Source organism: Streptomyces sp. ISL-10 (assembly GCF_018614575.1).
Classification (GTDB): Bacteria; Actinomycetota; Actinomycetes; order Streptomycetales; family Streptomycetaceae; genus Streptomyces.
This window is the reverse complement of the sequence record NZ_JAGGOJ010000007.1, coordinates 395,736-409,942: the sequence shown is the minus strand read 5'-3', so window position 1 is coordinate 409,942 and position 14,207 is coordinate 395,736. Positions and strand designations below refer to the sequence as shown.

The window sequence follows — 14,207 nt, the reverse complement described above, 5'->3', positions numbered from 1 at the left end:
TCCCTTCTGTCCGGGATTCGTGGGATTCTCATCGTATGACGCCGATCACGGAGGTGGAGGGACGGCGGCTGGCGCTCACCAATCTGGAGAAGGTCATCCACCCCGCCACCGGGACGACCAAAGGCGAGATCCTGCACTACTACGCCGTCACGGCCGAGGCGATACTGCCCCACCTCCAGGACCGGCCCGTCTCCTTCCTGCGGTATCCGGACGGCCCCGCCGGGCAGGTGTTCTTCACCAAGAACCCGCCGCCGGGCACGCCCGACTGGGTGCGTACGGCCCCCGTCCCGCGGTCGGAGGATCCCGGCGCCCGCCAGGTGGTCGTGGACGATCTGGCGTCGCTGGTGTGGGCGAGCAACCTCGTCGTCGAATTCCACACGCCGCAGTGGCGTGCCGCGAAGCCGGCCGTCGCCGACCGCATGGTCTTCGACCTCGACCCGGGCGTCCCCGCGGGCGTCGCCGAGTGCTGCGAGGTGGCGCTGTGGCTGCGCGAGCGGCTGGCGGCGGACGGTCTGGACGCCTACGCCAAGACCTCGGGCGCCAAGGGGCTGCATCTGCTCGTGCCGCTGGCGCCGACGCCGTCCGAGACGGTGTCGGCGTACGCCAGGGCGCTGGCCAAGGAGGGCGAGGCGGCGATGCCCAAGCTGGTGCTGCACCGGATGACGCGCTCGCTGCGGCCCGGGAAGGTGTTCGTCGACCACAGCCAGAACGCCGCCGCCAAGACGACCGCCACGCCCTACACCCTGCGGGCCCGCCCCGAGCCGACGGTGTCGGCGCCGGTGACGTGGGAGGAGGTGGAGGCGCGGCGCGGCCTGACCTTCCGCCTCGGCGACATGGCGGCGCGGCTCGACCGGTACGGGGAGCTGCTCGGCCCGCTCACCGACCGGGACAGCGCCGGGCACCTGCCGTGAGCGTGCCCAGGCCGCCGGTGAAGGTCGCGGCGGCGGAGTCGGTGACCGTGCTGCCACGCGGAGCGGGCCTGGCGTACGAGCCCAAGTTCGACGGGCACCGGATGGTGGTCTTCCGGGTGAGCGGCGAGGTACTGCTCCAGGCCCGGTCGGGACGGATCGTCACGGCCGCGTTCCCCGATCTCGCCGAGGCGGCCGCGCGGCTGCCGGACGGCACGGTGCTCGACGGCGAGGTGGTGGTGTGGCGCGACGGGCGTACGGACTTCGCCGCCGTGCAGAAGCGGGCCGCGGCCACCCCGGGGCGGGCGCCGGGGCTCGCGCGCTCCCTGCCCGCCTCGTACGCGGCCTTCGACCTGCTGGCCGCGGGCGGCGAGGACCTGCGGCGGCTGGCGTACGCGAAACGGCGGGAGCGGCTGGTGGCGCTGGTGGGGCCCCTCGGGCCACCGCTCCAGCCGGTGCCGATGACGCTGGACGTGACGGAGGCGGAGACCTGGTTCGAGACGCTGCCCGCGATCGGCGTCGAGGGACTGGTGGTCAAGCGGCTGGACCAGACCTACCGGAGCGGTGCGCGCACATGGCGGAAGCTGCGGCACACCAGCAGCCGGGACGCGGCCGTGGTGGGCTTCACGGGCGGAGCGGCGCGGCCCGCGGCGCTGGTGCTCGTATTGCCGGACGACGACACCCCCGTGGTGTCGAGCCCGTTGCCCCCGGCGCTGCGGTCCCAGGCGGCGGTGGCGCTCACCGGGCGGGTGGGGGCCGGGACCGGGACGGCGGTCGCGCCGGGGCTGGGCGAGATCGGCTACCGGATGGTGGAGCCGGGGCTGACGGCGGAGGTGGAGCAGCGCACGACGCGGCACACGGTCACGACGGTGGTGCGGCTGCGACTTCCCGAGGAGATGGATTCACCGACTGGGATTGATCAAGTTTGACTAGATGCCTGGGCGGGAAGCAGCTTCGAGACGGCACGTAGCCAAATTTGATGAGCAGAGGAGACAGAGTGACGCGACTGCCCGACACCGGATACATCCCGACCGCCGAGGAGCTGGCGAGCGTCCAGGAGTGGTTCGCCGCCTACGACGCGGCGAGCGCCAAGCGCGACGTCGAGCGCATGGCGGACATGGCCGTCTTCCCGCTCAACCTGGTCAGCGACGACTCGGCGGGCAACGGCGCCTCGGCACAGTGGGACCGGCAGCAGTTCGTGCGGACGATGACGCAGGTGATGGGCGACGGCGGCAGCGACGACATCACGTTCGAGTCGGTACGGACACCCGTCTTCCTCTCGCCCGCCATGGCCGTGGTCTTCACGGACTCGACCATGACCATGGAGGGGCGGACGCAGCAGCTGCGGTACGCGGACATCCTGATCCGGCAGGACGGCCGGTGGGCGTTCCAGACCATGCTGCAGGGCGGCTGGGGCGACAACCTCCGCTGAGACGGCGCGGCATCGCCGGGCGCCGCGCGCGGTTCAGACCCCCAGCCAGGTGCGTCTGTCCCGTGCCGTCGCGTACAGCGCCTCGATGTCGGCCGGCTTCAGCACCCCGCCGAGCCGTGCCAGCGCGGGCACCTCGTCGTCCCGCAGGATGCGGACATCCTGCGGGACGGCCTCCGTCTCCAGACGCGCCGCGCCCACCACGGCCAGGACCGGCCGCACCGCCGTGGCCAGCGCGCGAGCGGCGCGCTCGGCCCGGCGGCGCACCGCCACCGCGTATCCGCTCGCCGGTCCGCGGCCCACCCGCACCACGGGTCCGGCGACGCGGACCCGGGTCCCTTGCGCCGCGAGGGCGCGTACGGCGAGGACGCCGCCGGGGCCGACGGCGAGGTGGTCGATCCGATCGGCGCCGGGCAGCGGTACACAGTGCACGGTCCGCCATCCAGCACCCTCCAGCCGGTCCAGCGCGTCACCGAGGCGCTGCTGGGCCGCCAGGTCGGCACGGCGGGGATCCTTGCGGAGCCGGGGCAGGGCAGGTGGTGGCCGCAGGTCCAGCTCGGCGTACAGGGCCTCGCCCGGGCGGTTGGGCGCCAGGTCGTCGTCCGGGTGCAGGGCGAGCCGGGCCAGCTCCGCCGAGGAGGGGACGGGCGGCGGCCCGACGGTGAGGTCACCGGTCGTATAGGGGGCGAGCGCCGCGAGCGCGTCGTCCCTGTACCGCTCCAGGACCACACTGATCCGGCCGTTGTCGGGGTCGTACCAGGCGACGGTACGGCCGCCCGGAAGATTCACGTACAGCCTGTTACGGCCCCCTGCCCGTGCGGGCGTCACCCTGAGTCCCTGCATGACAGCACCACCCCTGACCATGGGAGCAGCCATGGCGTCCGGCGGCAACATCCCGCAGTCCGGCAAGCGGCGTGATACCGGTCGCCCCGGCCGGGTCGTGGGGCACACTCTCCCCAGACACAAGGACGATGCGGGAGTTCTTGGGAGGGGGGCAACGGTGTTCGCGGGGATCGACGAGGTCGACTGGGCCTCTCTGGCGCACGCCTACGGCCCGGCAGACGACGTGCCGGAGTTACTGCGCGGACTGGCCTCCGCGGATCCCGACGAGCGGGAGCACGCGCTCGACGCGATGTACGGGGCGGTGCACCACCAGGGAGACGTCTACGATTCGACGCTCGCCTGCATCCCGTTCCTGATGGAGCTGGTGGCCGACCCCACGGTCGAGGACCGGGGCGGCATCGTCGAGCTGCTGACCAGCATCGGCGGCATCGATCTGGACGGCGACGACGAACTGGACCCGGACGACGAGGAGTTCGAGGGGGCGGCGAACTACGCGATGGCGGCCTCCGCCGTCACCGCGGGCGCCGACGTCTTCCTGGCCCTGGCCGGGGACCGCGACCGTGGGGTGCGGCTCGCGGCCCCGCTCGCGCTCGCGACGCTGCACAGCGACCCGGTGCAGGTGCTGGGGGTACTGCGGGAGAGGTTCGACAAGGAGAAGGACAACGAGGTACGGCTCGCCTTCATCGACGCGGCGGGCCGGATAGCACTGCGGCACCAGTGCCTGACGCCCGACGTCGTCGCCTGGCTGATGACGATCGGCGGCCCGGCCTACTGCGCGGGCCTGCGGCTGGGCGCCATCGCCCAGCTCGCCCGCTGCGCGCCCGCCACCCTGCCCGCGGACGTCGTGCCGTGGGTGACAGGGCTGCTGCGGGAACTGCGTGCGGAGCCCGTGGTGGTGGCAGCGGCCGCCGAGATGCCGTCGCCGCCCGTGCCGGGGGCGCAGCGCGAGACGCGGGCAGCCGCCGTCGCGCGCCGGGTCGCGCCGTGGACGGCGGACCTGCTGCGCACGCTCCACGCAGGCCTCGGCGACCGGGTGGACGACCGGATCGCGCTGCTGGCCGACCAGTTGTGCAGCCCCGACCGGGGCCAGCGGATCGACGGCGTACGGATGAGCGAGGCGCTGCTGCGGACGCTGCGCGGCGCCTACGACGAGCTGGTGGGTCTGATCGGCGAGCAGCTCGCGGATCCCGAGCCGCGGCTCGGCGACGCCGCCGCCGTGGTGCTCAAGGGGCTGTTCCAGCTCGCCGCGCCCGCCGCGGACGCGCTGATGGAGCGGGTGGCGGCCGAGCCGCACGGCTGGGTGCGCGAGTGGGACGCCGGTCCACCGACGCTCGGCGCGGCGGTCATGGCGCTGGTACGGGCGGGCGACGCGCGGGTCGTGCCCGTACTGGCCCGGATCCTGGAGCGCGAGAAGGCGCCGGGGGACCTGGGCCGGTCGCTGGACCGGCTCGGCACGACGGCGGCACCGCTCGGACCGGCGCTGTGCGACCGGCTGGCCCGCGTACCGCTCGACGACACGCTCCACGAACAGGCCGGACCGCTGCTCCACGGGCTGTCCGTGCTGCGGGCGGCCGACACGCTCCCCGGGGCCGTGCCCGCGGTGCTGCGGGTACTGCGGGGCGCTCCCGCGTACCGGCGCGAGTGGGTGACCGAGTCGGCGCTGCGGGCGCTGACCGCGTTCGGTCCCGCGGCGCACGAGGCGGTGCCGGAGCTGCGCCGGCTGATCGCCGGCCCGCACGGCGGGCGGCCCGGCGACACGGGACTCCCCGCCGCGCTGACGGCGCGGGCAGCCGGGGCGCTGTGGGCGATCGAGGGCGATGCCGATGCCGTGCTGCCGGTGCTGTGCGCGGTGCTGAACGGGCCGGACCTGGGGGCCCGGCGCACGGCCGCCGCGGTGCTCGGCGCCCTGGGGCCCGCCGGGGCGCCGGCCGCGCACCTGCTGGGCGGGCTGCTGTGGTCGGCGGAGCCGTGGACGCGGGTGGAGTCGGCCGCGGCACTGTGGCGGGTCAGCGGCGACCCGGGACGGGCGTGGCCGGTGCTGCGCCGGGCCTGGGGCGAGCAGCCGCACTCCCGGGTGCCGGTCGCGGCGGCTCTCGCGGAGATGACGACGCGGGGCGCCGAGGGCGCGGACCGGCTGGTCGACAGCGAACTGCTGTCCGTACGGCGGCACAACGCGATCGACGCGGGGGCGGGCGGCCACGACATCTTCACGGACGAGCGGCTGCTGAGCCTGTGCCGGCAGACGGTCACGGGCGGCCCCTGACCGCCCGCGGCCCCCCTGTCGGCGGCCCCTGACCGCCCGCGCCCCGACCGCCCTGCGTACGCCGTGGGCTCCTGACCGCCCGCGCCCCAACCTCGCGTACGTCATGGCCCCAGGGCGCGCCCCTGGCCGCACGTGCGCGATGCTGGACCTCTACGGAGGGAATCGGAACATGATCATTTTCGGCACCAAGGGCTACCTGTACCAACTGGCGATTCTGACGCTGGTGTGCGGCCACTGCGGCAACCCGTCGGCGCACACGCTCCGTAAGCGCGTCACGAAGTTCACGCTGTTCTTCGTGCCCCTGTTCCCCGTTTCGACGAAGTACGCGACGCAGTGCACGTTCTGCGGCGCGGAGCAGCGACTCACGGCCGAGCAGGCGGAGCAGCTCCAGGGGCAGGCTTCCTCCGCGCCGCCGGCCGGACAGCCGTCAGGCGGACAAACGGTGCGCCCGAGCGAATGAGGTCGACGGGCCGGTGATCGCCCGGTGCAGCCGCGCCGGCGCCGGCCCTGTCGGCCCGCCGTCCGGTCCGCCCCCGCGCGGAGAACGGGGAGCCCGAGCCGTACCGCCTGATGAGCAGGGGCGACCCGCCGGTTGAACTCGTCACGGACAGCACGGTGGTGACGGTCCGCGACCACAGGCCGGGGCCCTCCGCCGACATAAGGGACAAAAACTCTTACGGCTTGCTACGTTGCGTGGCATGACCGCAAAGACGGCGGAGCCCGACCCGCCCGAACCGCGCCCCGCCAAGCGGCGGGGCGTGGAGCTGTCGCTCCTCGTCTGCGCCGTCCTCATCTCCGTCTACGGCTATGTGGCCGTCGGCCTCGCCCGTCAGGGCGCCGTGCCCCCGGACACGGTGGGATACGGGGCCGGCCTCGGTCTCCTCTCCCTCCTCGCCCATCTCGCGGTACGCCGGCGCGCCCCCTACGCCGACCCCCTGCTCCTCCCGATCGCCGTCCTGCTCAACGGCATCGGGCTGGTGCTCATCTACCGGCTCGACCTGGAGACCCCCGGCGACGTCGCCGCCCCCACCCAGCTGGTGTGGTCCGCACTCGGCGTCGCCCTGTTCATCGCCTCCGCCGTCGCCCTGCCCGACCACCGGGTGCTCCAGCGCTATGCCTACGTCAGTGTCGTCGCAGCCCTCGTCCTGCTCTGCGCCCCGATCCTCTTCCCCGCCGTGAACGGGTCCCGCATCTGGATCCGCGTCGGTGAACTGTCCTTCCAGCCGGGCGAGTTCGCCAAGGTGCTGCTCGCCGTGTTCTTCGCCGCGTATCTCGCGGCCAACCGCGGCGCCCTCGCGCACACGGGGCGGCGGCTGTGGAGGCTCCAGCTGCCCGCCGGGCGCGTGCTCGGCCCGGTGCTCGCGATCTGGCTGCTCAGCGTGGGGGTCCTGGTCCTGGAGCGGGATCTCGGCACCTCGCTGCTGTTCTTCGGGCTGTTCGTCGTGATGCTGTACGTGGCCACCGGCCGGATCGGCTGGATCGCCGTCGGTCTGCTGCTCGCAGCGGCCGGCGCGTACGCCGTCGGCTCGCTCGAACCGCACGTCCACGGCCGGGTGCAGGACTGGCTCGACCCGTACGCGAGCATCGAGGCCGGACAGGGGCCCGGACAGCTCGCCCAGTCGCTGTTCGCCTTCGCCACCGGCGGGTTGCTCGGCACCGGCCTCGGGCTCGGCAACTCCGTCCTCATCGGCTTCGCCACCAAATCAGACTTCATCCTCGCCACCGCGGGCGAGGAGCTCGGCCTCGTCGGACTGACCGCCCTCTTCCTTCTGTACGCGCTGCTCGTGGCCCGCGGCTACCGCGCCGGACTCGTCCTGCGCGACGCGTTCGGCGCGCTGCTCGCCGTCGGGCTCTCCTCCATCCTCGCGCTCCAGGTGTTCATCATCGCGGGCGGTGTGACGGGGCTGATCCCGCTCACCGGTATGGCGATGCCGTTCCTGGCCCAGGGCGGCTCGTCCGTCGTCACCAACTGGGTGATCGTCGCCCTGCTCATCCGCCTGAGCGACTCGGCGAGGGCGCCGGGGCCCGAGGCCGCCGAGCCCGGCGTCGTCCTCGCGGAACCGGCGGTCGGCCGGTGACCCGCTGCATGCGGCACGCCGCCGCGTTCTGCGTGCTGCTGCTGGCCGCGCTCCTCGTCAACGCCGCACGGGTGCACCTTGTCGAGGGCCCCTCCCTCGTCGACAACCCGGCCAATCGCCGTACCGCCATCGCCCGTTACGCCGACCCGCGCGGCGACATCGTCGTCGACGGCAGGCCGGTCACCGGCTCCCGGGACACGGGCGGCCGACTGCGGTACGAACGGACCTACCTGCACGGCCCGCTGTACGCCCCGGTCACCGGCTACGCCTCCCAGACGTACGGCACCTCGCTGCTGGAGAGCATCGAGGACGGCATCCTCTCGGGCACCGACCCACTGCTCTCCCGGCTGCCGCTCTGGAACGACCTCAGCCGCGGCCGCCCGCCCGGCGGACGGGTCGTCACCACCGTCCGGGCAGCGATGCAACGCGCCGCGTACGAGGGGCTGAACGGACGCCGGGGCGCGGTCGCGGCGGTCGAGCCCGCCACGGGCCGCATCCTGGCGCTGGTCAGCAGCCCCTCGTACGACCCCGGCGAGCTGGCGGGCTCAGGAGAGGAGACCGCGGACGCGTGGGCTCGGCTGAACGGCGCCCCCACCCGGCCGATGCTCAACCGGGCGATCCGGCAGACGTACCCGCCGGGGTCCGCGTTCAAGATCGTGACGGCCGCGGCGGCGCTGGACTCGGGCGTGGTGGACGACGTGGACGCGCCGACCCGCACCCCGGACCCGTACGTCCTGCCCGGCACCAGCACCAGGCTTCCCGACGCTGCCGAGGGGTGCGAGAACGCCTCGCTCGCGTACGCGATCCAGTGGTCGTGCAACTCGGTGATGGCCGGGCTCGGGGCGCGGGTGGGCCTGTCGGGGATGGTGGAGGCCGTCGCCGGGTTCGGCTTCAACGACGCGGGGCTGCGCATCCCGGCGGCGGTCTCGCGGTCGAACTTCGACACCGACATGTCCGTGGACCAGCTCGCGCTCTCCTCGATCGGGCAGTTCAACACGACCGCAACACCCCTGCAGATGGCGATGGTCTCGGCGGCTGTCGCCGGTGGCGGCTCCATCAGGCACCCGTATCTGGTCGAGCGGGTGACCCGGGCGGACGGCTACCCGGTGGCCCAGTACGGCCCCCGGGCCTACCGGCAGGCGATGAACCCGGCCACGGCGATGCGGCTGCGGCGTCTGATGGTGCAGGCCGTCGAGGAGGGCACCGGGACCAACGCGGCGATCGACGGCGCGATCGTGGGCGGCAAGACCGGCACGGCCCAGCACGGCGTCGGCAACGCCGGTACGCCGTACGCCTGGTTCATCTCCTGGGCGCAGGGCCGGAACGCGGCGCAGCCCACGGTCGCGGTGGCGGTGGTCGTCGAGGAAGCGGTGGCGGACCGCGAGGAGATCAGCGGCGGGGGCAGCGCGGCGCCGATCGCCCGCGCGGTGATGGAGGCGGCGCTGCGAGACTGACGGCATGGATGTGGCACAGGCGCTGGAGACCATCGGACGGCTCGATCCCGCGCTCAGCGCCTTCGTCGAGGTCTGGGACGAGCGGGCTCGTGCGCAGTGGCGCGCCGTCGATCCCGGGCTTCCGCTCGCCGGGCTGCCGTTCGCGGTGAAGGGGCGGTCGGGCATCCGCCCCCGCAGTCCTTCGGGCACGGGAGGGGCCCGCACATACGCGGCTCGCCGGCTGATCGCGGCGGGCGCGGTCCCGGTCGGGTCGACGTCGGTGCCCGGCCCCGGCACGTACTGGCAGACCTGGGGCCTGGGCGCGCACGGCCCCACCCGCAACCCCTGGCGCGCCGACCGCACCCCGGGCGGCTCTTCGGCCGGCTCGGCGGTGGCGGTCGCGACGGGGATGGCGCGACTGGCCACCGGCAGCGACGGAGCTGGCTCGGTGCGCATCCCGGCGGCATGGTGCGGGGTGTTCGGCCTGAAGACGACGAACGGGCTGCTGCCGTCGCCGGACCGCACCGGGCTCGCCTCGGCCGGTGTGCTGACACCGAGGGCCGCGGACGCGCGGGCGTATCTGCGCTGTGTGTTCGACAGCCCCGCGGAGGCCCCTGTGGACCTCCCGCTGCGGGCGGTGTGGTCGCCGGACCTGGGCTTCGCCGCTGTGGACCCGGAGGTGGCCGATGTGGCACAGGCCGCGGTGGACCGGCTGGTGGCGGCGGGGGTCGTACGCCCGGCGGGCCCGGCTCCGGCTCTGCTGGACCCGGCGGACGCGTGGTCGGCGGTGCGAGCCGGGCGGGCGGCGGCGGGGACGGCGGTACGGGAGGAGAACGACCGGCGGCTCGACGCCCTGTTCGCCGGGGCGGACGTCCTTCTCACCCCGGCGACCCCGAACCGCCCGCACGGCCACGACGGCCCCGGTCCCGACGTCTACTCCACGGCGATGACTTGGGTGTTCAACCTGAGCGGCCATCCGGCGGCAAGCATTCCGGCGGGTTTCACCAGCGACGGCTGCCCCGTCGGGCTCCAACTGGTGGCGGCGCGCGGGGCGGACGTCTCACTGGTCGAAATGGCGGCGGCGGCCGAAGAGCGGCTGATTACTGTGGGGCCATGACCACACACGAACTCGCGCAGGTGAACATCGCCCGGCTCAAACACCCGCTGGACTCAGTGCAGTTGAAGGACTTCGTCGACAACCTCGACCCGGTGAACGCGGTCGCCGACGCGGCCGACGGCTTTGTGTGGCGCATGCAGGACGCGACGGGCAATGCGACGGACATGCGGGTGTTCGGCGACGACATGATGATGGTGAACATGTCGGTGTGGCGCGACACGAACTCGCTGTCGGCGTTCATGTACCAGGGGATGCACCGCGAACTCCTGGCGCGGCGCAACGAGTTCTTCGAGCGCATACAGGAGGTCATGAGCACCCTGTGGTGGGTCCCGGCTGGCCACCGCCCGACGGTGCGGGAGGCGGAGGAGCGACTGCTGTACGTGCGGGAGCACGGGCCGACGGAGTATGCGTTCACGCTGCGGACGTCGTTCCCGCCGCCGGTGGAGGAGCTCAAAGCCGCCGGTTGACCGCGGTGAGGTCGATGCCGACGGGGTACGGAAGGTCGACCTTGGGCTGCTTGCGGTGGATCCCGCTCAACGCGTAGGCGCCGGTCGCGGGGTCGTGGACGTGGACGACCGGCAGCCCGTCGCGGGGGCGAGCTCGTAGACGTGGACGACCGGCAGCCCGTCGTCTCCTCGACGCGCCAAAGTGGGGGACGCCGGCCTGGGCGTACGTGCGGTCGACGATCTGGTATCGACCGGCCCGGCCGTCAGCCGCCCAGCCCGTCCCGGTCGAAGGCCCCGTCCAGGTCGAGGACCCGCTGGATCGCCGGTGCCATGTCGGCGGGCAGGTGCTCGGGCCTGGCGGTCATGGCCGCCATCCGCCGCCCGCCACGAGGCGTGCACCGGCTCACGGACCGGAGAGCTGAGCGCCCTCCGCGATCGCGTCCGTCACCTCGGTCACCCGCGCCTGCTCCTCGGCCGCGAACCGTTCCCGGTCCAACTGTTCGGCCGCCTCCTCGTCCTGGGACATCAGCAGATCCAGGCCTGCGTCGCCCAACTCGAGGACGCCCATGTCCAGATACGCCTTCCGCAGCCGCTCGCCCCACAGGCCGATGTCCTTGACGCAGGGCACGATGCGGCTGAACAGCAGCTTGCGGAAGAGGTGGAGGAACTCGGACTGCTCCGAGTACTCCTCAGCCTCCTTGCGCGAGATGCCGAAGTTCTCCAGGACCTCGACACCGCGCAGGCGGTCGCGCATGAGGTAGCAGCCCTCGATCACGAACTCCTCGCGTTCGCGCAGTTCGGCGTCGGTGAGCTGCTGGTAGTAGTCGCGCAGCGCCATCCGTCCGAAAGCCACGTGACGGGCCTCGTCCTGCATCACATACGCCAGGATCTGCTTCGGCAGCGGCTTGGTGGTGGTGTCACGGATCATGCCGAACGCGGCCAGCGCCAGGCCCTCGATCAGGACCTGCATCCCGAGGTAGGGCATGTCCCAGCGGGAGTCGCGCAGGGTGTCGCCGAGCAGACTCTGCAGATTGTCGTTGATCGGGTAGAGCATGCCGATCTTCTCGTGCAGGAAACGGCCGTAGATCTCGGCGTGCCGGGCCTCGTCCATCGTCTGGGTGGCGGAGTAGAACTTGGCGTCGAGGTCGGGGGCGGACTCGACGATCCGCGCGGCGCAGACCATGGCGCCCTGCTCGCCGTGGAGGAACTGGCTGAACTGCCAGGAGGTGTAGTGCCTGCGCAGCTCGCCCTTGTCCTTGCCGGTCATCCTGGCCCAGTGCCGGGTGCCGTGGAGGGTCAGCGCCTCGTCGGGCGTGCCGAGGGCGTCGTACGGATCGACCTCCAGGTCCCAGTCGATGCGCTTGGCGCCGTCCCACTGCTTGTCCTTGCCCTTCTGGTACAGGGCGAGCAGCCGGTCGCGCCCGTCGTCGTAGTCCCACGTGAAGCGTGCCGAACCGGAAGCCGGGACCTGCCAGAGTGGGCTCGGGGGCGGCTGCGTGTAGTGCTCGTACGTCGACACTGGCGGCTCCTTCGCCGGGTATCCCGTTTCGTACTCACCGATGTGCAAAGACAGTTGGCAGGCTCACATGCTGGTAGACGGATAGTCAACGAGTTGCGCGCGAGGGATTGACGAGCTTGCTGACGAGCAGTCTCATAACGGGTGACGACCGGCAACCCCCTCGCGAGGTGTCCTCAGCCATGACAACCGTGACCGAACGCGACGTGCAGCTGCTGCGTGACGCACTGGGCCCGCTCCGGGACCGCGAGCAGGTCGCCGCCCGCCTGCTCGAGGCCTCCGCGAAGCACTCCTTCGACCCCGACAAGGAGCTCGACTGGGAGGCGCCGATCGAGGACGGCAAGTGGTTCTGGCCGCCCGAGCTGGTCTCGCTCTACGACACCCCGCTGTGGCACCGGATGTCCGAGGAGCAGCGGATGGACCTGGCCCGGCACGAGGCGGCGTCACTCGCCTCGCTCGGGATCTGGTTCGAGATCATCCTGATGCAGCTGCTGGTCCGCCACATCTATGACAAGTCCCTGACCAGCGACCACGTTCGCTACGCCCTCACGGAGATCGCCGACGAGTGCCGGCACTCGATGATGTTCGCGAAGATGATCCGCAAGGCCGAGGCCCCCGCCTACCCCGTGCCGCGGATCTACCACAACCTGGCCCGCGTGCTGAAGACCGTCTCGACCACGCCCGGGTCCTTCGCGGCGACGCTCCTCGGCGAGGAGATCCTCGACTGGATGCAGCGCCTCACCTTCCCGGACGAGCGGGTGCAGACCCTGGTGCGCGGCGTCACCCGCATCCATGTGGTGGAGGAGGCCCGCCATGTGCGGTACGCCCGTGAGGAGTTGCGCCGCCAGATGGTGACGGCGCCGCGCTGGGAGCAGGAGTTCACGCGCCTGAGCTGCGGCGAGGCCGCCCGCGTCTTCAGCGTCTGCTTCGTCAACCCGAAGGTGTACGAGAACGTGGGCCTCGACCGGCGCGAGGCCGTCGCCCAGGTGCGGGCGAGCGGTCACCGGCGGCAGGTGATGCAGTCGGGCGCCCGGCGGCTCACCGACTTCCTGGACGACATCGGCGTGCTGCGCGGGGCGGGCCGCAGGCTGTGGAAGAGCTCCGGCCTTCTCGCGTAGGGCGGCGCAGGCGGCGGTTACGCTGCGGAGCATGACCAGTCCTGCTCCCGCGGCCCGCGCGTACCGACGGCTCAGCGTCGAGAAGCGCCGCGCGCAGCTGCTCGCCGCGGCGCTCTCCCTCTTCGCGCACCGGCCGCCGGACGAGATCTCGCTCGACGACGTGGCGGAGGCGGCCGGTGTCTCCCGGCCGCTCGTCTACCGCTACTTCCCGGGCGGCAAGCAACAGCTGTACGAGGCGGCGCTGCGCTCGGCCGCCGACCGGCTGGAGGACTGCTTCGCCGAACCGGCCGACGGGCCCCCGACCGCCCGGCTGGCCCGGGTCCTCGACCGCTACCTCGTTTTCGTCGACGAGCACGACACGGGATTCAGCGCGCTGCTGCGCGGCGGCAGCGTCGTCGAGACCTCGCGCACGACATCGATCGTCGACGAGGTGCGGCGGTCCGCGGCCGAGCAGATCCTGATCCATCTCGGCGCCGAGGGGGCGGGGTCCCGGCTGCGGATGATGGTGCGCACCTGGATCGCGGCCGTCGAGGCGGCGTCGCTGATCTGGATCGACGACGGCAAGCAGCCGCCCGCCGCCGAGATGCGGGACTGGCTGGTGGACCATCTGATCGCCCTGCTCGTGGCGACGGCCGCGACCGACGAGGAGACGGCGGCGGCGGTCGCGGACCTGGTGGCGCAGGAGACGGCGGACGGCGCGGTCGGCACGCTGGCCCGCCGCGTGCTGCCGGTCGTGGCCGAGGCGTCGCATCTGCTGTGACACTGGTGCGGTGAGAAGCGAGAACACCCCCTTCGTCGGCGGCCCGATGGACGGGCGCGTACTGCCGGTGCTGGTGGGCCCCACGGGCCATCCCCCGAAGTGGTACACGATTCCGGTCCCGCACGACGACGGCAGCCCGCCCACGGTCCATGCCTACCGCAGGGTCCCGTCCGGCTACACCAAACGCCTCGGCCTGCAGCGCGGCTGGATGTACGAGTACGCGCCGGAGGGCGTGCGGCGGCGTGAGCCCAGGTGGCCCTGGTCGAAGCCGAAGGGCACGCCATAGGATCACGGCA

Annotated in this window: 14 protein-coding genes; 12 read left to right on the top strand and 2 right to left on the bottom strand. The window is 72.8% G+C overall.

Going from position 1 to position 14,207, the window contains the following annotated elements; translation table 11 throughout:
• Positions 1 to 35: 35 nt before the first annotated feature.
• From ligD to J7E88_RS08490, 3 genes are all read left to right on the top strand, one after another.
• A complete protein-coding gene (gene ligD, locus J7E88_RS08500) occupies positions 36 to 911 on the top strand; it encodes a non-homologous end-joining DNA ligase (RefSeq protein WP_215178848.1) in 876 nt (291 codons plus the stop codon).
• A complete protein-coding gene (locus J7E88_RS08495; RefSeq protein WP_308307416.1) occupies positions 908 to 1,837 on the top strand; it encodes an RNA ligase family protein in 930 nt (309 codons plus the stop codon). Before ligD ends, J7E88_RS08495 begins: the two co-directional genes overlap by 4 nt.
• 68 nt (positions 1,838 to 1,905) lie before the next feature.
• Positions 1,906 to 2,340, top strand: a complete 435-nt coding sequence (locus J7E88_RS08490) for a DUF4440 domain-containing protein (protein ID WP_215178846.1) — start codon at positions 1,906 to 1,908, stop codon at positions 2,338 to 2,340.
• A 33-nt stretch (positions 2,341 to 2,373) separates the two neighbouring features.
• Here the strand turns inward: J7E88_RS08490 and J7E88_RS08485 are convergent, their stop codons facing one another.
• Complete coding sequence (locus tag J7E88_RS08485) at positions 2,374 to 3,180, bottom strand: NERD domain-containing protein (protein ID WP_215178844.1); 807 nt, start codon at positions 3,178 to 3,180, stop codon at positions 2,374 to 2,376.
• A gap of 157 nt (positions 3,181 to 3,337) precedes the next feature.
• On the opposite strand from J7E88_RS08485, the gene J7E88_RS08480 reads away from it, so the two are divergent.
• The 6 genes from J7E88_RS08480 (at position 3,338) to J7E88_RS08455 (ending at position 10,538) form a co-directional block, all read left to right on the top strand.
• Entirely contained in the window at positions 3,338 to 5,443 is a 2,106-nt protein-coding gene (locus tag J7E88_RS08480) for a PBS lyase (protein WP_215179006.1), read from the top strand.
• A 169-nt stretch (positions 5,444 to 5,612) separates the two neighbouring features.
• Positions 5,613 to 5,903, top strand: a complete 291-nt coding sequence (locus J7E88_RS08475; protein ID WP_215178842.1) for a zinc-ribbon domain-containing protein — start codon at positions 5,613 to 5,615, stop codon at positions 5,901 to 5,903.
• Between the two features lie 238 nt (positions 5,904 to 6,141).
• Complete coding sequence (locus J7E88_RS08470) at positions 6,142 to 7,521, top strand: FtsW/RodA/SpoVE family cell cycle protein (protein ID WP_215178840.1); 1,380 nt, start codon at positions 6,142 to 6,144, stop codon at positions 7,519 to 7,521.
• Positions 7,518 to 8,975, top strand: coding sequence for a penicillin-binding transpeptidase domain-containing protein (locus J7E88_RS08465; protein ID WP_215178838.1), 1,458 nt, complete (start codon positions 7,518 to 7,520; stop codon positions 8,973 to 8,975). The genes J7E88_RS08470 and J7E88_RS08465 overlap by 4 nt, the downstream gene beginning before the upstream one ends.
• 4 nt (positions 8,976 to 8,979) lie before the next feature.
• Entirely contained in the window at positions 8,980 to 10,071 is a 1,092-nt protein-coding gene (locus tag J7E88_RS08460) for an amidase (RefSeq protein ID WP_215178837.1), read from the top strand.
• Positions 10,068 to 10,538 carry a DUF3291 domain-containing protein gene (locus J7E88_RS08455; RefSeq protein WP_215178836.1) on the top strand — a complete coding sequence of 157 codons (471 nt, stop codon included), beginning with the start codon at positions 10,068 to 10,070 and terminating at the stop codon, positions 10,536 to 10,538. Before J7E88_RS08460 ends, J7E88_RS08455 begins: the two co-directional genes overlap by 4 nt.
• Positions 10,539 to 10,920: 382 nt before the next feature.
• Here the strand turns inward: J7E88_RS08455 and J7E88_RS08450 are convergent, their stop codons facing one another.
• On the bottom strand, positions 10,921 to 12,036 hold the full coding sequence (locus tag J7E88_RS08450) for a ferritin-like domain-containing protein (RefSeq protein ID WP_215178835.1): 1,116 nt from the start codon (positions 12,034 to 12,036) through the stop codon (positions 10,921 to 10,923).
• A 179-nt stretch (positions 12,037 to 12,215) separates the two neighbouring features.
• On the opposite strand from J7E88_RS08450, the gene J7E88_RS08445 reads away from it, so the two are divergent.
• The 3 genes from J7E88_RS08445 to J7E88_RS08435 are packed head-to-tail and all read left to right on the top strand — an operon-like array spanning position 12,216 to position 14,197.
• Positions 12,216 to 13,151, top strand: a complete 936-nt coding sequence (locus J7E88_RS08445) for a diiron oxygenase (protein WP_215178834.1) — start codon at positions 12,216 to 12,218, stop codon at positions 13,149 to 13,151.
• A gap of 31 nt (positions 13,152 to 13,182) precedes the next feature.
• Positions 13,183 to 13,911 carry a TetR/AcrR family transcriptional regulator gene (locus J7E88_RS08440; protein WP_215178833.1) on the top strand — a complete coding sequence of 243 codons (729 nt, stop codon included), beginning with the start codon at positions 13,183 to 13,185 and terminating at the stop codon, positions 13,909 to 13,911.
• A gap of 10 nt (positions 13,912 to 13,921) precedes the next feature.
• Positions 13,922 to 14,197 (top strand): hypothetical protein, encoded by a 276-nt coding sequence (locus tag J7E88_RS08435; RefSeq protein WP_215178832.1) that lies wholly within the window; start codon positions 13,922 to 13,924, stop codon positions 14,195 to 14,197.
• Positions 14,198 to 14,207: the final 10 nt, after the last annotated feature.

Excerpts from the sequence above, each read along its gene's own strand:
- J7E88_RS08440 (WP_215178833.1), top strand. The coding sequence starts at position 13,183 with ATGACCAGTCCTGCTCCCGCGGCCCGCGCGTACCGACGGCTCAGCGTC.
- J7E88_RS08445 (WP_215178834.1), top strand. The coding sequence starts at position 12,216 with ATGACAACCGTGACCGAACGCGACGTGCAGCTGCTGCGTGACGCACTG.
- J7E88_RS08470 (WP_215178840.1), top strand. The coding sequence starts at position 6,142 with ATGACCGCAAAGACGGCGGAGCCCGACCCGCCCGAACCGCGCCCCGCC.
- J7E88_RS08455 (WP_215178836.1), top strand. The coding sequence starts at position 10,068 with ATGACCACACACGAACTCGCGCAGGTGAACATCGCCCGGCTCAAACAC.
- ligD (WP_215178848.1), top strand. The coding sequence starts at position 36 with ATGACGCCGATCACGGAGGTGGAGGGACGGCGGCTGGCGCTCACCAAT.
- J7E88_RS08485 (WP_215178844.1), bottom strand. The coding sequence starts at position 3,180 with ATGCAGGGACTCAGGGTGACGCCCGCACGGGCAGGGGGCCGTAACAGG.
- J7E88_RS08460 (WP_215178837.1), top strand. The coding sequence starts at position 8,980 with ATGGATGTGGCACAGGCGCTGGAGACCATCGGACGGCTCGATCCCGCG.
- J7E88_RS08475 (WP_215178842.1), top strand. The coding sequence starts at position 5,613 with ATGATCATTTTCGGCACCAAGGGCTACCTGTACCAACTGGCGATTCTG.